Raw genomic sequence first — 24,201 nt, 5'->3', positions numbered from 1 at the left:
GTATTACCTGCAAAACTGCCAGTAAATTAACCCACTTAGCTTTTAGATTAGAACGTTTTGCGTTCTCAAGGCGGATTTATTAAGAAGTATGTAGAACCTGTATCTTAAATGTCTCCAGTCTTAAAAGTGTATACTCCAGTTTGTCTGAGATTAAGTCTAAGTTTTGTAACTAAGTAGTAGGTTGGGAACTGTCTGCTGATTTCTTTTTTATTTAAACGCATAAGCACTTCGCCTTTTTGCAGGGTAGGGGCACAGAGGGAAACGCAGAGGCACGCAAAGAATTAGCTATGCATTAATTAAAGGTTGCACTTAGTCACTAGACAGTGGTTATTCGTCGATGTTAAGTTGTTTTTGCTACTGGTAAAAGCATGTTAAAACTGACACTATAGGGGAAATAATTCTTAATTTGTGGTAGTTTAATCTGGAAATAGTCAGTATTAAGATTAAGGGTAAATGCTAAGAACAAAAGTTGTAAATTTAACTATTGATTCAATGCTACCCTATCTGCGATCGCAATTATTTTCGCTGTCACTTCGGCAAATGCGTTTCCAGAGAAAACATCAGCACTGTTATCAACCGAGCAAAGACTAGACCTCAAATACCAACTCTGGTATACAACAGTGAAGCCCGCCACTACGACCCAAATTAAATGTATAAATTTATACTTTTATTTTAATGTTACTTCTTAAAAAGGGACAGTGACTAAAGAAAGCATAACTGTTAGTGGTAGCGATCGCTTCAAATTCACTACAAAAAATGCTAACGCAGTGAAACTGTTACAAAATATTTATAATTCTAAATATTGCCAATGATTTTCAGAGAACCAGCATATATCACCAAAGGTGGACGTGACCAGTTTTATCGCGGACAAACGTTTGCTTACATCGCTACTAAGGTATGAGGTAGGTACTCAAATGTCCTTGAATAAGTTGCAATGATTCATAGATAATACCAAATATTGCCAAACCAATCAATGTGATGTTTAATTAAGCTTGTTCTTAAATTTAATATTTGATAATGATAACGCGACGTAAATTTATAGCTTTAATTCCTGGTTTTTTAGTAGCTAGTACTAGCAGCATACTTGTAAGTTTAAATCCCAAAAAATATTTAACTAATCGGAAACGAAGTTTACCGTTTTTCTTAGGTTGGTATGACAATATCAATAATATTGATGTACCAATCAAAGCATCTTCTAAAGGAATTGACTTATTAATGCCCTATGTTGAAAAAGAGAGCAAAGCAAAAATCCAGGCATTTTTGGATGCTTCTAAAAAAACACCAATAAAAATCCTGCTTGAGATTCCTCGTATTTTAATCGAATCAGAAAATATTTCTGGAGTGAAAGACTTTATTCGTACTTATAAAAACCATCCTTCCGTTTATGCTTGGTATCTTTATGATGAACCAGAAATAAAAAAACCTAGACCAATTTCTCCAAATTTGTTAAAAAAGGTATACAAAGCTATTAAGGAAGAAGATAAATCAAAGCCAGTGGCATTAGTTTTTACCAAAATAGAAAAAATTGAACCTTACAGCGATGCAATGGATATACTGATGTGGGATTGTTATCCTTGTAAATATGGAGTTGTAGAATTCCAATGGGTATCATTTTACCGAAAAGCACTCTACGAAGTCATTTCCCTTGCTGATGTTAAAAACAAAAAGTTTTGGAACGTAATACAAGCTTATAAAGGAAATCAGACCGATTTTCGATTACCAACAAAGTTAGAATTTCGCTATATGTTTTATTTATCAGTCCTGACAGGGGCTGATGGGTTGCTATTTTGGATACACTATCTCTCTTCACCTTCCTGGAATGAGTCAGTTTTGTATCCTACTATTAAAGAATTCCGAGATTACATTCCTGCAATCGTTAGAGGAGAAGATTTAAGTAATCCAGTACAAGTAAACAACCCAAATATAGAAGTTAAATTATTTCCTATTCCTAATACTACAAAATCTTTAATCATAGCTGTTAATCACACTTCGAGTCAAATAAATTTCGTAGTAAAACTAACTCAGAATTTAGCTGGTAAAATAATTACTTTTAATGAAAAAACTATTAATAACCTATTTCCTAATGCAAGTTTCAGTACTCGTTTAAATCCTTATGAAGTAAAGTTGTATCAAGTAAGATAAGTTAATAAGCTTAGTAACTAAATATAAGACATCTAAACTATTCAAACTTCTTATCCCATATCTCTTAACTCCGAGAAGTGGGGATGAAGAAGTTTGAGCTATGTGGCATAGTTAACTCTATCTTATGTTTAATTGCGTTATCCCACTTAGATATACAGTATGATAAATATTTTTTACGGAGATTAAATAGATATGATATTAAACCACTTTTTATGATGGTAATTAATATCTATAGTTTAAATATAATTAAATAGAAATCTTAGATTTCTATTTAACTAAAAATTAGCCAGCATTTTGATTAAAATTGCTCTGTTTTTTAAATTTTTTGTATCCCCAAACTTGCATTTTATAGGGAAGAATGCGAAATAGTAAAGACATTACTTTGAGAATATTTAATTTTAGTGAAAGAGTATTGTATTGATATCGTGCTTTAATTTGCTGTCCTAAAGCCGCAGACCTTCTACTGATAACGCCTGTATTTCTATAATAAAGTAAAGGTTCAGATAAATTTGAAATACCAACTCTCAATTTCAATGCTCTTGCCCACAATTCTAAATCACATTCAGAACGAAATTTCATGTTATAAAGTCCTGTTTTAGCAAAAACACTACTTCTAAACATCACAGATGGATGTATCAACGGATTTTGATAATGAAACAGTGCATGTATCTCCTGATTACATACAGGCATTATCCTAATTGAGCAATTTTCTCTTGGAAATTCATCCTCAAAGACAAAAGCCCAAGTACCTAAGATGTCAATATCTAAGTGACTTTCTAAAAAATCTATTTGTTTACTTAATCGCTCTGGATGTGCAATGTCATCAGAGTCCATTCTTGCGTAGTATGTAGATGAAGAGTTTAATATGGAGATATTAAGTGCATGAGCTAAACCCATGTTTTGAGAAATTAAGAGGTGTTTTATATGAGGATAAGTTGCAGTATATTCATTAACAGTTTCCTCCAAAATTTTTGAAACCAAACCATCCTGAATTAAATGAATTTCCTTTGCTGGTACACTTTGCCATAAGATAGAGTCAATAGCAGCACGAAGATGTGCAATATTGCTACCTTGGTAAAAAGGAATACCCACTGTAATGCTTGCTTGTATGTTGCTAGAAACTGTAGGTACTGTATTCGACATGGATGTATTTCACCTCTGTATATTTCAAAAACAAAAATATGTTTATAAAATTTCTTGCAAGGTTTTTGAAAGATAAGCTTCTGAATGATTTTCTTGGAAGTATCTTATTGCATCCCAATAGCGGGTTTCATAATCATTTATGTCCATACTAAATACATCATGGATGCATTTTGACATTGAGCTTTTGTCATTAAAATCAGTAAAAAAGACAAAACTTAGACCTTTTAAATATGAGAAAGTAGAAATATCATTAATAATTAAAAGCTTTCCATAACTCAAAGCCTCTGTCACCACACCACTTTGAGTTGAGAATGAGTAGGGAATCACAACAAAGTGGCTTAAACCAAGTAGGAAACTTTTAGCACTATTTGAAATGAAGCCAGGAAATCTAATTATTAGTTTTTCGTCGTAATTTACTTGTATGTTCCTCTCACTTCCACCCCGAATAAATCTCGCTTGTTTTGGGTAATCTGTGTTAATTATACTTGCTAGAGATAAAAATCCTTGAGGGTTTTTATCTCTATCTGCTCGACCTAACAATAAAAAAGTTTTTTCCTTATCCCAACTATACTTTAGTTGTGCTAAATTATTTTGTAAAATATTTTCTGGTATAGAAATAAATGATAAGTTTAACTTGTAAAGCTTATCATTATTAACGAAGTCTTTTGCTTTCAAAACTGCCTCATTGCTAGGCAATAATATTTTATCTCCTATATAGCCAAAAATTAAATGATATAAAAATACAATATCTGCTTTTAAAGGGTTAATTCTTCCTTTTTCAAATTTAGGCTCATGCATTAAATAAAAAACTTTTAATTTCTTATTTAATAATTTACTAATAGCTTTTAAAATTAAAGCTAATACTAAATAATCTAACTGAATTAAAAAGAAAAATACTGATATTTCTTCTTCCTTATTTATGCTCACGAACTGTTTGATTAATGACCAAACCTCTCGTAAAGTGACGGAATACAAGTATTTTACAGAATAACTAGCTATATCAGAATCAGTATTTAGTGTCATTGCTTTGTAAAAAGATTCTGAGCAATGATGCACTCTGGGATTTTTCGGTCTAAAAAGATATATTATATGCATAATTCACAAATGGATAAAAACGCGGTGATTTCAAAAATAAATATTTGAGATGACTGAAGTCTTAGTAAATATTCGCTAATATAATTTTGGATTTATTCACTTTTTTTTTGATGCAAAAGGTGAATCAATTTTGAGATAGTTTTTAAATAAAATTAATGTATTTAAAATGCTAACTATCAATTTTTCATGTATTTTATTAGCGTAAATCAAACGTATTTGTGAATGTTCACTAATTCTCTTTTGAGTTTGGCTAGAAATACCTCCAGGTTCGCGTATTGATATTACTGTAGGTAAATAAAAGATTGTTATATTTTTAAGCATTCGTAAAAATAACTCGTAATCCATAGAAATTTTGAGAGATTCATTGTATTTGTAATTCTTATGTAGAGAAGTTTCACAGAAAAACCCCTGGTGTGGTAAAAACATAAAGTATTTTAGAAATTTCGATGAAAGTTGCGGCGGACGATAAAATATGGTTTCTCCAGCAAAACTTGTAGTGACGGTGACACCAATAGCACATTTCCATTTATGTTGCATATAGCTTTGCACAACTTCAGAAATCACTGTTTTGGAAAAGAATACATCTCCAGAGTTTAAGAAGAAAATTAAATCCCCATTACTTTTTTGTAACCCTTTATTAAATGCGCTAGATATCCCATTATCTAGTTCTGACAAATAAATATAATTTTTAGAATGGGTATATGAATCTAAAAACTCTTTACTTCCATCATCAGAATCTCCGTCAATAATAATATGCTCTATTATTTTATAGTCTTGTTCTTTGACTGATTGTAAGGTTTTTTGCAATCCTTGGTAATTATTTTTGGATATCGTCACTATCGATACTTGGCAATTATTCATATTAGTTATGATTAATTATGTTTAATAAAAACTGATAAAAAAGGTAAAAATATTCACTGATTGGTGTAGTTAGCGGTTCACCATTCCAAAAAGTTAGGTAGCTTTGAGGAAGTGTGATACTAACAAAAAAGTAAATCATCCTGAAAACAATTGCCAATATAAATATCAAAGTATCATAGCTATAGGCACCATTAAGTTTGTCTGAAGAGAGAGCGATAATATAAAAAAAACCAGGTATGCAAAAAAATATACTGGTAATTCTCAAATTAAATCCATATGTTAAAGATCCAAAATAAAGTAAGAAAAGCAAAAAGAATGTTGTAATCCATCTTATATATCTTCTATTTGTTTTGCTATATACTCTATTTATTTTGCTTAGATCGGTTCTCAAGATAAATATAGAGATAATAATATAATCAAGAATAGGACGTATTTGATTTTTAATTTTATCTCCAAAACTGTAGTCATCACCGCCACCGCCATAAATATCGATTCTCTGAGATACAGAACCATCAAAAGATGACAATGAACTTGTCAAATCTAGCAGTGATTTCATTATTACTGATGAAAATAAAAGTATCGAGCTAAAACAAATAATAATACTAAATCTATTATTCAAATATTTAGAAAATGATTTGAATGGATTTAATGCATTAATAAATTTATACTTGAATAGTCCAGGTAATATGCCAAAAGTATACATTAAAGAAGATTTGTGTGTCCAATAACCGACATATATACAAAGACAAGCAATAACAAAATTATCAACATAAATAGCAGGTATTATAAATATCCATGAATAAATTTGTCTCATCCAAAATAGTTGAAAATAGTATCCTTGAGTCGTGACATTAATTAATATGATTAATGGATAAAATTCGGGCATAAATAGTATGGCGAAAACGGTGAAAGCCGTATTCATGGTCAAAGATTGAAGGAATAAAAAACTCAGCTGACTAGGCCCTATTAATACACTCAAATATTTAGGCAAAATGAAAGAGACTGGTTCTAGTTCGATATCTGGAATAGTCAACCCTGTTTCTTTCTGAAGCGAAGAATAAATATCAAGATATACAATTGTATCTTGAAATGGCTCAAAGCTAGCTATATATGTAGTAATTGTAAATAAAACTAGTAAGATTGGAAATATATTAAGTATACATTTTTGGTTTCCTACTATTTGATTTTGGGAAACGTTAATTTGGCAATATGCAAGTATAAAAACTACACCTAATAACGGAATAATAGCCCAAATAGCTAGACCAAATATAAAAATAAAATTTTTAAAATTGCCAAACAAAGAAAAAACTTTATGTATTGAATGGATTTTATTTTTTTCTGGGATGAATTTAAGAAGCATAATTTTTAGATATTAGAAGTGCAACATTATCACCTCTATAGACTCAAAAGCCTTACACTTTCTCTGGGAGGTTGCTAAACGAATTTGATTAGACTCTGTTACGAAGCTAGTATTTATCAAGCTGCGTAAATTCTAAATCCACAGTGGGGCTTTTTCAACAAGCCCTATATAGTTACTCACTCACTTTTTTTGTATATTCATTGCTTCCTTATAAACCGCAACGTACTGCTGTGCGATCCGAACTGGGTCAAACATATATTCTGCATGACGACGAGCTGCTAAACTAAGAGATTTACTTTCCTTTTGTTGTTGTAGAACCCATTGAATTCCTGTTGCTAAATCTTCTGCTTCGTATGGTTGTGCCAAATAGCCTGACACTCTATGCTGAATTAAATCAGGCATTCCTCCAATTTTGAAAGCAACAGTAGGAGTACCACAAGCTATTGCCTCAACAACTGTATTCGGTAAGTTATCTTGTCTAGAAGGTGCAACAAAGACATCAGCAGCAGAATAGAGTAGAGCCAGAGAAATATCATCAGCAAGATGTCCTGTATATCGAAGTGGGAAACCCAATTTAGGAACTTGTGGCGGACGTGACTGTCCAAAAATTACTATTTCAATTTCTATATCTTTTGACTTTTGATTTTCCAGAAAACTGGTAGCTTGTAATAATAAATCAATACCTTTGCGAGGATCGTTAGTTCCGCCCAAGGCACCAAATAAAATTAACGATCTCTGTTGAGGTAAATTCAAAAGCTGTCGTGCTAATATTTTTTCAATCGGGCGAAAGCTATCTAAATCTAAGGGATATGGTATTACTGAGACGGGACAATCTGCCATCAATGCACTATTGCGAACGCAATCTGCTAGCCAGTTACTAGGACACACAATATGGAAAGGATATTTCCAGTTACGTTGCTTGCGTTCCCAAGTCCAACGATTTAAATCGAAACCAGACTCGTCTTGTGGACGATTGTCTGCTCGATAACCCTCACGCCAGCGAGCATTAAGTCCATCGTTTGTATAGTGCTCTGCTCCACAAAATGCCCACATATCGTGAAACGTCCACACTATCGGTTTACGAATCTGACCAATTTCACTAATGGATAAAGTCTCTGCACCTACCCAATGAAGATTTATCACATCTGCATCAGAGGCATGGAAAGATTTTACCCAATTAGAAGGAAGAAGTCCAGCCGAATAACGCGTTGGATCGCAACTTTTGATGGTTTTTTTGGCTAATAAACCAATACCTGTGCGAATTTCTGTTGTTATTCTTCCGATTTTTAATGAATTACCTCTAACTGTTGGATCGTCAGAAATTTTTGACAAAACTTGCATTCGAGAGTCTATTTCTGCCTGTAACAAACAACGATGAATCCGGTAAGCTGCACGAGCAGCACCTCCAGATAAATCAGAATAACTAGTATGAATAATTTGCATAAGTAGATTCAATGGTTAAACATTAATAGATCGACAAATTATTTGAAATTTTTGAATGTTTTTCTGAGCTTTCTCTGGACACGTTTCAAGAGACTTGGCATATAAACATGTTCTCTTGTGAAGCGATCGGCTTGGCGATCTGGGATCGTGAAGGGCGGATGTTGTAATGGAAATTGCATAGGTTGTGTCGGAACATTGGAGCGTGGATCGCCTCGATCTGTTGTATTGGTTCCATCCAGATCGAATCCCAGATTGCTAATCAAATTAACTGTGGGGATAATGCTCAAGGCATTTTGTAACCAGGAACAGAGCATCCATTGATAGTCCCAAGTATCAAAACCATCATAGGTAGATTGAAATTGGTTTTGCCAAAATTGGACTTCTCTGGAATCTCTGAGAATGTCTTGCAGCCAACCCTCGTCACGAATGGTTAACCACTTTTTCATTTCTAGATCGTAATGTTGCCATGCCCTACGCCAGGTTGCCCATCCCCATGTTCGGGCATAAATCGAAAAGTAATAGCTATCCTGAGTCTGCCGATTTCTAGGATTGCCCAAGGGGGTATTATCTCCAGAAATTGTCATAATCCGCTCATCGTGACGGTAATACCTCAATAATTCTTCGCAATAGGGAAAAAATGTCGGATGAGGTAAACAGTCGTCTTCCAAAAGAATAGCTTCTTCAACGATGTCAAATACCCAAGAAAAAGCAGTCGCTTCTCGCTGCTTCATCCCCATATTGATGTCAGAATAATTGGTTAAGACTTCGCAGGGCCAGTCAACGCGATCGATAATCGATCGCGTTTCAGCACATTTTTCGGACTCTCCAGCTCGATTTACACGAGGCCCATCCGCTGCAACTAGGAGCATCGGTGGACGCGCTTGGCGAATAGCCTCAAACACTTTTGCGGTTCTATCTGGGCGATTGAAAATGATGAACGCAACTGGAGTTTGCATTTTGACAATACCTTTCTTCCTGAAAGTTGATACAAGAGATGATGCGTTTGTACAGTGCGTAAGTTTTAAAGTCGCCAAACAATAAACAAGTCTGGGAGGATTTTAATGACTGGAGTGACTATCTCATTACCTTCCAGAATTGGTATTATTTAGTTTATTTAACTTCGATAAAATGACAGGGAACGTTTCAATCCAGCTTGGGTAGCAAAGTAAATAAAATATGCTATCACCTTTGGTGAAATACTGCATTGAAATGCCTCTTGAATTTGGGCGATCGCAGCAGATAAATCGCCAATCATCAGCATATTTTGGGCTGTTCTGAGAGCACAGATTGCCGAGTGTTTTTTATTGGCATCGATCAGGCGATCGACTGTTGATTGTGGCAGATAAGCAGGCAAATAAGACTGTGCAATTTCCAATCCACGGCGTACCTCTTGCATGTTTTTGCCTGTACGCACAGTTTGTCCAGTATTAGATACAGAATGTAGCCGATAAATAGCTAGTGGCTCAACTTCATACCATACAGGGTATTGTGCGGCAATTCGCACCCACATTTCCCAATCTTCATAATAGAAACGAAACCGATGGTCAAAACTACCTAACTTTTCATATACTTGTCGGCGAACAACAATAGAGGGAGTTTGAATATATTGTTTAACTATAATTTTTTCCAACCAATTATCAATTATCCCGCTTTGAGGTTGTAATATCTCAGAAAAGTGTCGCCAGTGCCCTGTTTCATCCATAAAGATGTGACGACAGAAAGCGGCTCCTATTTCCGGCTGGGTATCAAATGTTTGTTGCATCTTGCGATAAAAGCCTTCCCGAACGCAATCATCACCATGCAAAAGATGCATGAGTTTGCCACGCGATCGCTCTAAGCAGGTGGTAAAGTTCTTAACGTGTCCAACATTCTCTGGCTGGCGATAAAAACTAACGCGATCGCCTGCTAATTCTTTAACAATAGCTTCAGGATCGTCCTTGGTGGAGTGGTCATCAACCACCTCTATTTGCATTATCTCCGATCCTGGGTCTTGCGCTAAAACGCTTGCTAATGTTTCACGCAGATAGTTTGCACAGTTGTAGGTGGGAATCATCACTGACCATAAAGGTCGTGGTTCTCCATCGGGCACAGGTTGAATAACAGATCGAAAAGGGTATAGCTCATTCATAATAATTGGCTTTTCGTCACTTCAGGTGTTCAGTTAATTTGTTTTTTTATTTCTGTAATTAAATAATTTCTTCAAGTCATTGTAAAAAACTATCTGTCAATTAGTTCTGGACAGATCGCTAGGTCTGTGCTAAGTACGTCTAAATATGAATTTCACAATTTTTTTTATACTCCTCGTAAGAGACTGAGCAACATCTGGAAAAAATTGCAACAAGTAGAACATTCGTGGGTGCTGATAAGGCCATAATGCTTTATTTAAAGCTTGCAAAATCTCAGTATCCTGGTATCCTTGTTCGCACAAATATTTCTCTAACCAAGTCAAGAAAGTTAAGTGGGTAGAATTTGGTTTGAGTGGATTGTATTGTGCTGAAGCTTGTGCAACATAACAGGAGCTTTTTGGGTGTTGTCGATACCTATCCCAACAGCCACTTTCTACAAAGACAGATGCATTGACACAGACTTTGGCAAAGAAGGCTTGATCTTCAAACATTCCTCGGAAGGACTCCTCAAAGCCACCGACATCTTGAACGAGTTTGCGACGTATGAGGACGCTACAGGTGCCTGGTGTTTCGGCTTTGCCTTTCAAAAACAACTTGAGCAGTGTTGGCGGTTTTAGTAGGGTATCAGGTTTTACACCTAGAATTCGTTGGCGATCGCGCTTCGCATCTTCAGGATTACCCGTCCAGCTAAACCACATCAGAGTGGAGCCATAAACCATACCTGCTTCGGGGTGAGCTTCTAATATTGCTACCTGCTTCTCCAGTTTTTGCGGCAACCAGATATCATCTGCATCTAGTAAAGCAATATATTCACCTTTTGCATGGCGAATTCCCAGATTACGCGTTGCGCTCATACCGCGATTTTGATGACCTTCATGCTCCAAATAGCGCACTTTGTTAGGGTGTTGTTGGGCATATCGCAACGCAATGGCTGTACTCTTGTCGGCTGAACCGTCATCTGCCAACGAAAGTTCCCAATTGTCATAGGTTTGAGCAAAAATGCTTTCTATTGCTTCTATAAAGAAATTTTCAACAGCGTTCAAAAAGATGATGATGCAGGAAACTAATGGTTTCTTATTTATCTGTTCAACCATGAAACCACCTCGCTAATTGCTTGGTAAATTCTTCCCCATTCCAGTTTTCAATCCCGAAGCGAGGCAATTGAAAACTGTTGCTCTGTCGCCAGACTATGTCTTTAGTTGTAGTGCAAGCACAGTCAAATCCAATAGTTTGAGCCAACTCAAGGGTTTGTTGAGTGTAATTACCAAATGGATAGGAAAAACTTGTTATGGGACGATTGAGCATCTCCTCTAAAGTAGCTTTGCTTTGCTGGATTTCATATCTTTGTAATTCTGTTGATTGTGCTGAAAGAAATGGATGGGTAACTGTGTGAGCGCCAATTTCTACTAAATCTCCTTGCCCCAAAGCACACACCTCTTCCAGTAAAAGGGAGCGGTGAGTCTTACGTACAGTAGATTTGGCATTAGCCCAAATTACTAACTCGTCTAGAGCTTTTAAACATTCCCCTTCCGGTAAAGGTAGTAATACTTGCCAAATTGAGTAATAGAAAGACATTCGAGAACCGGGTTTAGCTTCCCAAGCTTTAGAAGTGCGATCGCTTTGATAGTCTTGTTGAGTGTAATTGGCGGCTTGACCCAGCTCCCAGTGACAAAGGCTACCATTAATATTCAAAGAAAGTTTCTCTGGTAATTTGCCTGGTTGCAAAAGTAGCCTTTCTAACTCGTCCCACCAAAACTCACGCTCTTTTCCTATGTAGCCAGTACTTACGAAAACTGTGGCTGGAATGCTATAGCGCTCAAGTATTGGTTTGGCATGATGGAGATTGTCTGCATAACCGTCATCAAAGGTGACAACCACTGCTCGCTCTGGAATGTTGTCATCTCGCTGCGCTTGCGCGAATTGCTTGAGGCTAAGAGGTTGGTAATATTTTTGCAAAACTTCTAGTTGCTCGGCAAAGTTTTGGGGAGTTACGCACAGACTCCAGGGGTCTAATTCTACCTCAGCGACGCGATGGTACATCAAAATCAGCCCCTTAGAGGATGCTAAATTTTTTTGGAACCGTCGAATTGTTCGCTTCAATTTGTCACTTCCAGGTATTTTCATTCCATCACCTCATATCAGGTTTCACTGCTCTAACGGTGATAGTTACCTCGTAGCTACGATCATGATAATCTAGCTTTCCCTTGGGTATATCTTGAACTACCAATCCTTGAAGAAAAGCTGTGGCTGCCAAAGCATTTCCGTGGGTTTCGACTTGAATATTCTCCTTAGGGAAAACCTCCTCAAACAGTCGCTGTGCAGATAGGGCTGTAAAATTCCAACACCAGCAACTGTTCCATTCCTCATCTTTGAGTGGTGTGATTCCCGGAAACGTAGCCAGAACAACACCTCCTGGTTTCATAATTCTGTAGGCTGTTAAGAGCGCTAGTCGCACTTCGTAAATTAGCTGAAGCGTCTGAACCAGTATAAAGCAGTCAAATGTATTTGATGGTATATGTTCCGCATCTGTTAGGTCTGCGATGATTGTTGCATTGGGGTTATCTTTAACGTGCAATACATCGCTTTTAGTAACGCGATCGCCTCCAAATTCCTGAGTATAATAGTTATCTCCAATTTCTAATACGTGCCCATGAATATCATTTGAATAGCGACCCAAAAAATTCTCAATATAGTAGCGGTCAATTGGTTTTCCTTGCTCAAAACCCCAACCTGAATTTATAGGTTTTAAGCTTTGCAAAGTACCCAGGCGTACCTTATTATATTGAGACTTTAGCCAGTAGTGGGTAGGAGATGGTAATATCTTTTGGACGATTAGTTTTAACTGTTCTTTGTTCATCAGAAAAAATTATTTTAATGAATATGGCTTTTTTTAATAAGAGCTATATACCTAACAGTTCTGCATAACTCCAATTTGCATAAACACGGACACCCCGTTCTAAAGATAAAAAATCGGTTATTCCTAGACTTCCTAATTTTGTAACATCAGCTTGCCAATTAATGGGAGTTCCAACAGGAACCATTCCATCAAACTCAACACTACCTTTGTAGTCTAAGGATTTAAACACCATCTCCGCTAGTTCTGAAATTGTAACTTCTCTTCCACTTGCGAAATTATATGTTTCTCCTTGCATTGGTGCAGAAGTTGCTACTACTAATAAAGCTTTGGCAATGTCGAGTACATGAATAAAATCACGGCTTTCTTTGCCAGTTCCTTGTAACTTAACTATGGGTTGATAAATTGCTTGTCGGCAAATATCCCAAAGGACTTGACGGCGTAAACCCGGGCCATAAGCAGAAAAAATTCGTACACTTGCAGTTGGTAAATCATAAACTTTGCTAAATTCTAAACATAGTTGTTCGCTTTGTAACTTATGAAATCCATAAGGAGAAATGGGGTTACAGCGTTGAGTTTCTCCAATAGGTAATGACTCTGGATTTCCATAAATAGCTGCACTAGAAAGAAAAATAAATCGACATCTAGGGGCATTAATTCGCAACGCATTTAAAATTTCAAAAGTTAAAGCTGTGTTAGATTGAAAGTCAACATCGGGTTCTATAATCGATAAGCCAACAGAGGCACGCCCTGCACAATGAATGCAAATGTTAGGAGAATATTCCTTTAATAAGTTATTTAAAGAGGGGTCGGGTAATTTGAGACGATGATAGGCTGTTAAGTTGTGAAGGGGAGCATTTTCAGGAGGCGAATTATCAACGCCTATTACCGACCAACCTTGCTCTGAGAAATACCGAGCAACGTAACGACCAATAAATCCCGCTACCCCAGTAACTAAAACTGATTGATGGAAAGTAGTCATTTTGGTTATATTGTAATAACTAGTGTTTGACAATTTTTATAAATTGAGATAAATGAATTTTGATAATTATCTCAATATTTCAAGTTAAATATTTACATATCTAAAACAGTTTTTGTCCACCAATCTTTTCGAGTATTAGCAAAATTCAAAGCATCTTCTAAGATGCGGTTACTTAATTGCTCTAAGACTTCTTTTCTCGATAAAGTATCACAAATATAAGCTGCTGCTTCGTCAGGGCTATTAATATCTAAAATTGGCAAGCCAGATAAATATGGTAATGCTTTCAGACAAGGCTCAGTTGCAAAGAAAGGAATTCCATAAGAAACACATTCAACTAATTTCATTTTCACTGAAAAATCATTATCAATAGGACATATAAAAATATCGGAAGTCTGAAACAAAACTTCAAGCTGTTCTTTAGGAATAAAACCAGGAATATGAACGTTACTTTCTATAGTCCAATCTTTGGGTATATTATTAAAATCTGTACCAGCAATCACAATTTTTATTTTATTATTTAGTTTTAATAATCTCGGAGATAATTCATAAATTAGCCATTTTACAGCTAAGAAATTGAAATAGAAATTAATATTACCAGCAAAGAAAACTGTCTTTGAATTTGTATAACGCCAGCCGACGAGTTTAGGCGGGAGTATTTGTGAATTGATCGATGCTTTTTTATTAGCTAGTAAATAATTGGGAATATCTGCTTCGGACATAAATATACATTTATCAGCCAATTCACAGACTTTTTTCTCAAAATTATTTAGTCTTAAATAACTAATAAAAATACTAAATTTAGATTTGTAATTGAACCAATTATAGGGAGCAAGAGCTTTAAAAAATTCTGCTTCTTTATCAGTTGCAAGATATATCTTTTTTTGTTTAAGTTTAAGGAAATTTTTAAACCATAAAATACTATATAGCTGTTCAACAATAACAACTTTAATCGAGAGTTGTTCGCAGAGTTCAGTTAAATATTCAGAAACATGTTTTGCTCGATCCCAATTGTAGTACGTTACATTCTGAAAGCTAAAAGTCGAGCGTAATTTATACACTAATCTTTTATATATTTTTACTACTTCTTTTAAAAAACTTTCTTTTGTTGTAGAAGGGCTTAATCGATTAGTTAAGTAATATTTAACTTTTAAATTTTCTAATTGTGTTTTAGTTTGTAATTGATTACTTTCGTTACAAGTAACGGCAACATAAAGGTTGATATCTTCTATCTGAGATAGTTGAAAAATATCATTTAAAAGTGCCATTCCACAACCATTATTAGGGTCTAAAGGATAACTTGTGAAATAAAGAACATTTTGCTTTTCCATGCCTTCTCTCTTATCTATCTTGTATCAAAAGTGATGTCTATTGATGTCTTTTTTTGTATTGAATAAACATCAGACTATCTCTAAAAGTCTCTCAGTAAATTATTTCTAGGTTTTTAAATTTAGATTTGAATCGGCGATTGGCGCTGATAATACTTGAAAGTTACAGGTTACTAAACCGTCACATGTTATACCAAAATCTTCGGATGGAAGTTCAACCACCTCTATTTCAAATGCCGACTCAATATAATCAAAGATAGTATGGAATGAAGAATCGGAAAGCCAAAGACCAATGACATAAGTACCTGATTTTAAATGTAGCTTTTCAATGTTTAATTTAACTAGATTTTCTCCCTGCTGAAGGGATATTATTTGTCCAAGTGATACAATATCCGCATTTACTAATTTTATACCGTACTGGTTATAGACAACAACTGCAAGACTTCCTATATTTCTTGAGGAATCTGATTCGATTTTCAGTAGAAATTCAAGTTCACCATTTGAATAAGCATTAAAAGAAATATCTTTTTTTAAACTACTATATTGAACAGCGATAAAACGAGCTTGTCCATTGCCATTTCGATGTGCATCGCTTAAATTTATCCACTTTTTGGGAAAAGCTTGACAAGAATAATAGTTACTAGATAAATATTGAGTTATCACGCTATTTGTATTTCCGTAATTAATTAGCTGCCCCTTATTTAGTAACAAACATTTAGAACATAGTCGTTGAATTGCTTCAATATTGTGACTTACAAATAGAACTGTTCGAGCTTGATCGTTGGATACTTCCTGCATTTTGCCAAGACATTTTTTCTGAAAATTTGCATCTCCAACTGCTAAAACCTCATCCACAATCAAAACATCTGGCTCTAAATGTGCCGCAACTGAAAATGCAAGGCGTACATACATCCCAGAGGAGTAGCGTTTAACAGGCGTATCTAAAAATTTTTCAATCTCTGCAAAATCAACAATTTCATCAAACTTGCGTTTGATCTGTTCCCGACTCATGCCCAAAATCGCGCCATTGAGGTAAATATTTTCCCGCCCTGTCAACTCAGGATGAAAACCTGTGCCCACCTCTAGCAAACTCGCTACCCGTCCCGTAATCTCAATACTGCCATGAGTAGGTTCCGTGATCCGGCTCAAAAGCTTCAGTAATGTCGATTTGCCGGCTCCATTCCGCCCAAGAATTCCCACCCGATCGCCCTGCTTAATCTCAAACGACAGATCTTTGACTGCCCAAAATTCCTCATGATTCGAGTTTTGCGTTTTGCGTTTTGCGTTTTGATTAAAGGGGTTCAACGTCTTCGCCATCGATTTCGCCCCGTCCACTATCACATCGCGCAACGCCTTATAACGATATCCCTCCTGCTGATGGCTCAACACATAGCTCTTACTTAAGTTCTCAACCTTAACCACCGTATCTGCCATATATCCTCCAACCTCTGCTAACAACTCCTGAAACGCTGTACCTAAATAATGTCCGCAAACTTGCGCTCCATCCGGCGGAAATAGTAAATCCCGGTAATCAGTACTAAGATGACTAACCCCACGGACAAGAGAAATCCGGGTAAATAAATAGCAAAGTCTTTACCCAAAATTGCCCACCGGAAACCATCAATTACACCCACCATTGGATTTAATGAGTAAAGTAGTCGCCACTGTTCCGGCACCACACTACTACTAAAACCCACCGGCGAAATATATAGTCCAAACTGCACAATAAACGGCACAATATATCGGAAATCCCGATATTCCACGTTTAATGCCGCCAGCCATAACCCCGATCCCATTGCTGCTGCAAATGCGATCGCAATAAACAACGGCAGCGTTAAAATTCGCCAATCCGGCACAAAGTTATACCACGCCATAAATCCCAACAGGATGATCGCAGAAATCATAAAATCGACAAAACTCACAATCACTGCACTCGTTGGGACAATCAAACGCGGAAAATAAACCTTAGAAATTAAATTAGAATTACTAATTAAGCTATTACTACACTCACTCAAGGCATTGGAAAAGAACTGCCAAGGCAGCATCGCCGAAAACACGACAATCGGGTAAGGCGCACCCGCCGACGGAGCCTTGAGTAAAACACCAAATACAACCGTAAACACAACTGTCGTTAAAAAAGGTCGCAGCAATGCCCAAGACAGCCCGATCGCCGTTTGCTTATAGCGCACCAAGATGTCTCGCCAAGCCAAGAAGTAAAACAACTCCCGATACTTCCAGATATCCTGCCAGTACTGCTGCTCGGTTTGCCCTGCCTTAATAACTAATTTCTGCCGAGGCTCGATTGTCTGTTTTCCGATCATGAAAATACCCCTATGCCCATTAACCTATAATCAAGTCAATAAATAAACTTCATCAAGCTCTTATCCCAGGCAAATTTATCTGACTCAAAGCAGACCTTTTTCCACCGTCAGATCCCCTAGAGTGATAGTAACCAGACGCCTTTTCAGCAGTAACCCCATTTACCACCATTCCTAAAACATGCGATCGCGCTTGCTCTAGCATGATTTTCGTACTCTTAGCAACAGCACGGTCAAGCACTCCAGGATGTACAACCAGCAATATCCCATCTGCCATCTTGCCTAGCATGAGTGCATCACCAAACAAACTCAAGGCAGGAGTATCAATAATCACACAATCATACTCTTTGACTGCCTCTTGAATTAACAAAGCCATGCGCTGCGAATGTAGCAATGCTGCGGGTTTTGCTAGGATTGTCCCAGCCGTTAAGAGATCCAAGTTAACTAATACTTCTTGAGTGGCGTTGCGAAACTCTGCTTGACCAACTAAAACATTACTTAGTCCGATTGGATTGGATAATTTCCAGATTTCCTGTTGGGAAGAGTGACGCATATCCGCATCTACTAATAGGATTCTACGCCCCATATGTGCTTTAGCTACTGCCAAATTTGCAGCCACAAATGATTTGCCTTCACCCGGAGCTGAACTAACTACGACAATTACTTTTAATGGTCGATCGGAGATAGTAAAATCCAGGTTTATCTGAAGCATCTCAAAGGCTGAACTTGCTCCCGAATATGGATTATCTTTGACTGCTAGTTCGACTAGACCTTCCCCACTGTTTTTAGCTTTTCGATCGAAGTGAGGAATCGTACCGAGTAAAGAATAACCTAATAACTGCTGGGCTTGCTCAAGAGTTTTCAGGGATCGATCCATAGATTCTAAGATCAAAGCTACGCCTACACCCAGCAAAATTCCCAAAAATCCACCCAGCGCTAGCTGAAAGGCAATTTTGGAAGGAATAGCTTTTTGAGGAAGTAAAGCCGCAGATATTACCCTGGCATTACCGACATTCTGATTTACTACTACATCGACTTCTTGCGATCGCTTTAGCAGTTCTTCATAAGTAGATGTAGCAACTTGCAACTGTCGCTCTAACTGCTCCTGTTTTTCTTGCAGTTGCGGTAAAACACTCAATCGTCTTTGAGAAAGTGTGTATGCATTCTGCAAAACCGTAATTCGGTTAGCTAATGCTGAACGTTCTACATCCGACTGTACCAGTTGGGCCACTAAGGTCTGCTTGAGTTCTCCCATCCCTAAATTCTGGGCTGGTACAGATTTTTCTCTATCTGCATTCTCAACAATTCGCGTCTCTAGCTGCTTTTTGAGGGCTGCTTCTTTTGCTAACAAATTAGCGATCGTCGGATGTTTGTCTGTATAACGAGTCTTTTCTACTGCTAACTGGTTTTGCACCTGTTGGTATTGTGTTAACACTTCCTGCACAGCTTTTGATTGACTTAAATTCCCTATATCCACAGCCTGCTGCGAATTCAATCTCAATTGACGTTGCAGAAGTTTTGAGCGAGTCTCAGCATCCGTTAAATTTGCCTGGGCTTGGGTAATCTGGTCTGATAAGTTTGCGAGTTTGTCCACTCCTTTCGTTGCTTCTTGCTCTAAAGCAATCACCCGATTTCCTTCTTTAAATCGACGCAAAGCTGCTTCCGATCTAGCTACCCTTGCTTCAACTTCAGGTAATTGCTTGCGTAAAAACTTCTTTGCCACTGTCGCTTGGGCTTGGTTAATGCGAATATTGTTCTCCAGGTAATATCTCATCAGCGAATTCACAACATCTGCGGCTTCTTTTGGATTGCTGCTGCTGTACGAAATCGCCAAAATATCTGTACCTCGGACACTTTTAATTTTGACTTGTTTGAGAAATTCATCTATTTCCAAGGGTGTTCCTTGCTTATCTACCAACCTGAGACTAGCAATAGTTTTCTCAACTATTGGATTAGAACGAATGACCTCTGCTTCTGTATCCAATGGACTGTTGATTTCAGTCACACTTCTCAACTCCCCAACTTGTGCCGAGGGATTTGTCAGCGAAGAAACGCGGTCAGTTTTACTGAAAAGCAACTTACCTTCTGCTTCATAAATTGGTTTTTGCTTGATAGCACTTAAAGCTGAAAGCGCAAAAATAGAGGCAGTCACCACAGCTATAATTAGCCAACGCCTTTTCAGAAGTAGCGAGTATTGCTGCAAATCTAAGGAGTTTTGGTCTTCTTGGTTAGAGGGCATGGAGTATGTTACGAATACCTGAAATTGTTTTTACTAATTTTGCTTCACAATTTTGGTAGTCCAAGATAGCTATTTGGACATAATTAGGATTAATTACTAATTGTTTGTATAAAAAATCATAATAAAAATATCCGTATTTTTAAAATGTTTGCTTTTTATTAGATTTCCTTAGATTTATCCCAGAAATATTATCTGAATGTCAAGGTGTTTTTAATTTTTTTTCTAAAAATTTAAATTACATTAAAAAGCATTTATTTTAACTCATTAAGTAGAAAAGCATAAATATTTATAGTTGAGGTCGAGCAGGAGGTAGAAGGCAAGATATAAGAGGGAAGAAGCTTTTAGCCTCATTTATCTTGGTTAACATGATTATGTTTTTTTTCACCCACTTACTTGTTTGGTATTAATTTAATAACAGCATTTCAACAGCTTGCATAAGCTTTTTCTTTATTTTGTTACTTTATGAACAGCTACTTTAACAGCAAATATACGCTAATCAAAAAATTAAATATAAAGTTCAGATTGACTACACTCATGGCATAATGCAAATGTCAAAAGAACAACCTTGAAGCCGTAGTGTAGTTCGTACAGCCAATGCAAGTTAAGATGTATCTCCTACAGATATGCTATACCGACGCACAGATAGTTCCCCTCCTAGTTTGTAATACCTAATCTCCAATTTCTTTGACAAACAGAGTATACAAAATTTCTCATTTTTGTATGCTTTGGCACAATACGGCTAGTCTTTAATATTCCCTTATTTGACTCGGTTGCTGGTTTTAACGAATAAATCGATATCAGGATACTGAAGAATAATAGAAACCAATGACTTCCACAAGTTATGTCAGTTTACCTATCAATACTAGGCTGCCAAATATAGTCCGCAGCCTACCGATATTGCTTTTGTTAGGGGATATTTTTGGGTTGCTAATTTGTTTAGCGATCGCACAATGGTTGCGTTTAGATCAACCCTTACATTGGCTAAATCCGTTGCCTTATGTATTTGTCTGCATGATACTTGCAGCATTTTATTTAGCAGATGCTTACCATCCAGATCGGCAAATTTCAGGTTTAAGAGCGCCCGCTCGAATTATTGTTTGTAGCATTGCGATCGCCTTCTTGATTTCTGCTCTGATTTACTTGTCAGATATTGCCAAATACAACCCGATATCGTGGCGGAGTGTCTTCTTACCTAGCTTAGGAATCTTTACTATCTGGGCAATAATATTGCGCGTAATGGCGGTGAGATGGGTGCGATCGCACGCTCTGAAAAGCCGTTGGTTAATACTAGGAGGCGGGGATAATGCCATCAAATTTACACAAAAATTGCTAGAACTTAATCCTTTAGGAAAGCTGACTGTTCTAGCAGAGGAAAACCAAAAAGCTATAGACTTACCAAAAAGAAATCTGAGTTATCAGGGAAGCCTGAGCGATTTGTCGCAATGGAGTCAAGAATCCTGGTCTGGGGTTATAGTGACAGCGCAGATAAACTTTTCTAAGTCACAAGCACAACAGTTAATGCAGATGCGGTTGCGAGGCATTCCGGTTTATACATTGCCGGATGTTTACGAAACATTTTGGTATAAACTCCCTTCGTCGCTGTTACAAGATAAATGGTTGGCTTTTAGTGATGGTTTTAACCTCATGCCTGGTTACTTCAGTATGAAACTGAAGCGAGTTATCGATCTCATATTGATCCTCTTTTTACTAGTATTAGTTGCACCACTTCTGTTATTGGTTGCATTACTAGTTAGGCTAGATAGCCCTGGCCCAGTATTGTACAGTCAGCAGCGAAGTGGGTTATACGGTAAACCATTTAGAGTTTATAAATTTCGCTCCATGTATCAGGATGCAGAAAAGTTGGGGGCGCAGTGGGCTAGTCAACGCGATCCACGAATCACCAGAGTCGGATACTGGCTACGTTTGTTGCGTATTGATGAATTACCTCAAATATGGAACGTCTTACGGGGTGAAATGAGTCTGATTGGGCCTCGTCCAGAACGACCAGAATTTGATGTCAAACTCAAAGAAGCGATTCCCTACTATGAAGTTCGCCATTTGGTCAAACCTGGAATTACAGGCTGGGCACAGGTTATGTATCCCTATGGAGCATCTATAGAAGATGCTTATGAAAAGCTGTCATACGATCTGTACTACATCAAAAATTATTCCATTTGGTTGGATTTAGCGATCGCCTTCAAAACGATTCGAGTTGTTTTGTTAGGTAAAGGTAGATAAGGAAAAAGAAATGAAAAATAAAATATTGGTAACTGGCGGTGCTGGTTACATTGGCTCCCATGTAGTTCGTCAACTAGGAGAAGCTGGTTATGATGTCGTAGTCTACGACAACTGCTCTACAAGTTCACCAGCATCGGTACTACACGGGAAACTAATTATTGGCGATTTAGTAGACAGTGGGCATCTTTATCAAGTTTTTGCCCAGCATAAATTCAGCGCAGTCTTACACTTTGCCGCTAGTCTGATTGTTCCAGAATCAGTAGCTCATCCCCTCGACTACTACGCCAACAACACCCGCAACACCTTAAATTTGCTGCGCTGCTGTAGCGTTATGGGTGTTAACAAGTTCATTTTTTCCAGCACAGCCGCAGTCTATGGAGAAGTAAAAGACAATCCTGTTACTGAGTCGAATCCTACACAGCCCATCAATCCTTACGGACGTTCAAAGTTGATGAGTGAGTGGCTGATCCAGGACTATGCAGCAGTATCTTCACTAAACTACGTAATTTTACGTTACTTTAATGTAGCAGGTTCTGAACCCAGTGGACTATTGGGGCAAATGTCACCGAATGCCACACACTTGATTCGAGCTGCTTGTGATGCAGCACTCAAGCGCAAGCCAGAAGTCCGAATTTTTGGTACTGATTTTCCTACGCCCGACGGAACCGCAATTCGAGACTATATCCATGTTGAAGATTTGGCGACTGCTCACTTAGATGCTTTAGATTACTTAGAAAAAGGAGGGGAAAGCCAAATTTTCAACTGCGGTTATGGGCAAGGATACAGCGTGCGACAAGTTATTGAAAGAGTCAAGGCTATTTCTGGTGTAGATTTTCCCGTTATTGCTGCACCACGTCGTCCAGGCGATCCTGCCTGTGTTGCAGCTTGTGCTGATAAAATCCATAGGGTTCTGGGTTGGCAACCAAAACACAATGATTTAGACGAGATTATCAACACAACCATTGCTTGGGAAAAACACAAGAGTAACTTGGCAAGTCAAAGGCATATCAATATGGCATATGCATAATTAGAACTTGGCACCTAATTAACCTTGTTTTTGCAATTTAGATAACGTGAATTCGACGGCTCATATAGTGTCCCTATAATTGACTCAATCAAAAAATTTCTTAGAGGTTTTACTACACAAAACCGTCCCTATTGAAATTGAAGAAGCACAGACTTGAAGTTTAATTCAAGGTAAAGAGAGGTTCGTCGAACTTACGTTGACATAGGCATTATCTTTAAATAAAGGCACGCAATTACTGATGTTAAAGGCGGCGGATAGTTCAACATCTGACTCAAAACCTCTTTCAATCAATTCTTTACCAGAACTGCATTTTTTCAAGTACCCTAGTAAATCCTGCTGGAAAGCCTGAAATGTTGTCACAGCGACTTCGGCTTCTGGTGATAGACTGCCATTTAAATAACTAAGAATTGCCCCAGCACCAATTAAATCTTCAAATGCAGGGCGGAGGCTACCATCTTCTTTCCACCTCTCACCAGCAGGAATCACAGCAATTTGATCGCCATACTTTTGAGCAAACTGCGCCACAGCTTGGCAATTTCGCAAGCAGCCAGCCAAAGTTGGTGTATTTCCTGTATGTAAAGTCAGGAAAGAACCGTTAGGTGATGGTAAAACTAGTCTGGTTCCAGCAGGAATCTGAGCCACCGATTTTGGCGAGAGAGAATATCCAGTTGTAGTCCAACGTTGTCTATGACTTGCCAACTCTGCTTGCACTGATTTGGCATAATCTATGGCTGACTCATCTTTATATGCGTAGGGAAAAATTATTGCACCGTTGTTAGTGGCAATTTCTACGCAAGTAGAAAAAGAGAGAACATCAACTATCACAATTACATCACTGATAGGAACGAGTTCAGCAACTCCTTGTGCGCCCCATTCACAGCGTAAATTAAACTCTGATTGGTTGTAAATCATTGGTGCGATCGCAAAAGACAATATGATAAAAATTAAACCATAGATAAGTAAGGCAGTGTAAATAATTAAAGGTTTATAGTCAGCACAAAACGTGCTTATCTTAGTATAAGATATCTATACAATTTTAATATGTTAA

At 37.3% G+C, this 24,201-nt stretch carries 19 protein-coding genes; 3 read left to right on the top strand and 16 right to left on the bottom strand.

Translation table 11 applies throughout. The features are described 5' to 3' along the window. The first annotated feature begins 1,017 nt into the window (after positions 1-1,017). Positions 1,018-2,142, top strand: a complete 1,125-nt coding sequence (locus RMZ95_RS12625) for a glycoside hydrolase family 2 TIM barrel-domain containing protein (protein ID WP_322683848.1) — start codon at positions 1,018-1,020, stop codon at positions 2,140-2,142. A 282-nt stretch (positions 2,143-2,424) separates the two neighbouring features. On the opposite strand, the gene RMZ95_RS12620 is transcribed toward RMZ95_RS12625, so the two are convergent. The 15 genes from RMZ95_RS12620 to RMZ95_RS12550 all read right to left on the bottom strand — a co-directional run bounded on the left by RMZ95_RS12620 (position 2,425) and on the right by RMZ95_RS12550 (position 19,888). After that, on the bottom strand, positions 2,425-3,285 hold the full coding sequence (locus RMZ95_RS12620) for a glycosyltransferase (RefSeq protein ID WP_322683847.1): 861 nt from the start codon (positions 3,283-3,285) through the stop codon (positions 2,425-2,427). A gap of 42 nt (positions 3,286-3,327) precedes the next feature. Next, on the bottom strand, positions 3,328-4,308 hold the full coding sequence (locus RMZ95_RS12615) for a hypothetical protein (RefSeq protein WP_322683846.1): 981 nt from the start codon (positions 4,306-4,308) through the stop codon (positions 3,328-3,330). A 168-nt stretch (positions 4,309-4,476) separates the two neighbouring features. Beyond that, on the bottom strand, positions 4,477-5,217 hold the full coding sequence (locus RMZ95_RS12610; RefSeq protein WP_322683845.1) for a glycosyltransferase family 2 protein: 741 nt from the start codon (positions 5,215-5,217) through the stop codon (positions 4,477-4,479). Between the two features lie 25 nt (positions 5,218-5,242). Next, positions 5,243-6,601 carry a hypothetical protein gene (locus RMZ95_RS12605; RefSeq protein ID WP_322683844.1) on the bottom strand — a complete coding sequence of 453 codons (1,359 nt, stop codon included), beginning with the start codon at positions 6,599-6,601 and terminating at the stop codon, positions 5,243-5,245. Positions 6,602-6,781: 180 nt separating this feature from the next. Beyond that, a complete protein-coding gene (locus RMZ95_RS12600; protein WP_322683843.1) occupies positions 6,782-8,044 on the bottom strand; it encodes a glycosyltransferase family 4 protein in 1,263 nt (420 codons plus the stop codon). A gap of 38 nt (positions 8,045-8,082) precedes the next feature. Beyond that, positions 8,083-9,000: a glycosyltransferase family 2 protein gene (locus tag RMZ95_RS12595; RefSeq protein WP_322683842.1), complete on the bottom strand. Its 918-nt coding sequence runs from the start codon at positions 8,998-9,000 to the stop codon at positions 8,083-8,085. 158 nt (positions 9,001-9,158) lie between these two features. Further along, on the bottom strand, positions 9,159-10,172 hold the full coding sequence (locus tag RMZ95_RS12590) for a glycosyltransferase family 2 protein (protein WP_322683841.1): 1,014 nt from the start codon (positions 10,170-10,172) through the stop codon (positions 9,159-9,161). Between the two features lie 129 nt (positions 10,173-10,301). Further along, entirely contained in the window at positions 10,302-11,264 is a 963-nt protein-coding gene (locus RMZ95_RS12585) for a glycosyltransferase family A protein (RefSeq protein WP_322683840.1), read from the bottom strand. Next, positions 11,257-12,294: a polysaccharide deacetylase family protein gene (locus tag RMZ95_RS12580; protein WP_322683839.1), complete on the bottom strand. Its 1,038-nt coding sequence runs from the start codon at positions 12,292-12,294 to the stop codon at positions 11,257-11,259. The genes RMZ95_RS12585 and RMZ95_RS12580 overlap by 8 nt, the downstream gene beginning before the upstream one ends. Before the next feature lie 4 nt (positions 12,295-12,298). Further along, positions 12,299-13,027, bottom strand: a complete 729-nt coding sequence (locus tag RMZ95_RS12575) for a methyltransferase domain-containing protein (RefSeq protein WP_322683838.1) — start codon at positions 13,025-13,027, stop codon at positions 12,299-12,301. A 43-nt stretch (positions 13,028-13,070) separates the two neighbouring features. After that, on the bottom strand, positions 13,071-14,006 hold the full coding sequence (locus RMZ95_RS12570; protein ID WP_322672085.1) for an SDR family oxidoreductase: 936 nt from the start codon (positions 14,004-14,006) through the stop codon (positions 13,071-13,073). 92 nt (positions 14,007-14,098) lie between these two features. After that, positions 14,099-15,334: a glycosyltransferase family 4 protein gene (locus RMZ95_RS12565; protein ID WP_322683837.1), complete on the bottom strand. Its 1,236-nt coding sequence runs from the start codon at positions 15,332-15,334 to the stop codon at positions 14,099-14,101. 105 nt (positions 15,335-15,439) lie between these two features. Continuing rightward, positions 15,440-16,765 carry an ABC transporter ATP-binding protein gene (locus RMZ95_RS12560; protein WP_322683836.1) on the bottom strand — a complete coding sequence of 442 codons (1,326 nt, stop codon included), beginning with the start codon at positions 16,763-16,765 and terminating at the stop codon, positions 15,440-15,442. A gap of 41 nt (positions 16,766-16,806) precedes the next feature. Further along, the gene (locus RMZ95_RS12555) at positions 16,807-17,652 is read right to left on the bottom strand and encodes an ABC transporter permease (protein WP_322683835.1); all 846 of its coding nucleotides are present in this window, start codon (positions 17,650-17,652) and stop codon (positions 16,807-16,809) included. Positions 17,653-17,704: 52 nt separating this feature from the next. After that, a complete protein-coding gene (locus RMZ95_RS12550) occupies positions 17,705-19,888 on the bottom strand; it encodes a polysaccharide biosynthesis tyrosine autokinase (RefSeq protein WP_322672081.1) in 2,184 nt (727 codons plus the stop codon). 825 nt (positions 19,889-20,713) lie between these two features. Between RMZ95_RS12550 and RMZ95_RS12545 the strand changes: the two genes are divergently transcribed. Then, the gene (locus RMZ95_RS12545) at positions 20,714-22,126 is read left to right on the top strand and encodes a sugar transferase (protein ID WP_322683834.1); all 1,413 of its coding nucleotides are present in this window, start codon (positions 20,714-20,716) and stop codon (positions 22,124-22,126) included. Positions 22,127-22,136: 10 nt separating this feature from the next. After that, positions 22,137-23,153 (top strand): UDP-glucose 4-epimerase GalE, encoded by a 1,017-nt coding sequence (galE, locus tag RMZ95_RS12540; RefSeq protein WP_289794838.1) that lies wholly within the window; start codon positions 22,137-22,139, stop codon positions 23,151-23,153. A gap of 165 nt (positions 23,154-23,318) precedes the next feature. Here galE and RMZ95_RS12535 read toward each other — a convergent pair whose 3' ends face one another. Beyond that, positions 23,319-24,065: a 2-phosphosulfolactate phosphatase gene (locus tag RMZ95_RS12535; protein ID WP_322683833.1), complete on the bottom strand. Its 747-nt coding sequence runs from the start codon at positions 24,063-24,065 to the stop codon at positions 23,319-23,321. Between the last annotated feature and the right edge of the window lie 136 nt (positions 24,066-24,201).

The sequence above is a fragment of the Nostoc sp. DedQUE07 genome (assembly GCF_034530975.2).
Taxonomy (GTDB): Bacteria; Cyanobacteriota; Cyanobacteriia; order Cyanobacteriales; family Nostocaceae; genus Nostoc.
This window is presented reverse-complemented; position numbering and strand designations above follow the sequence as displayed.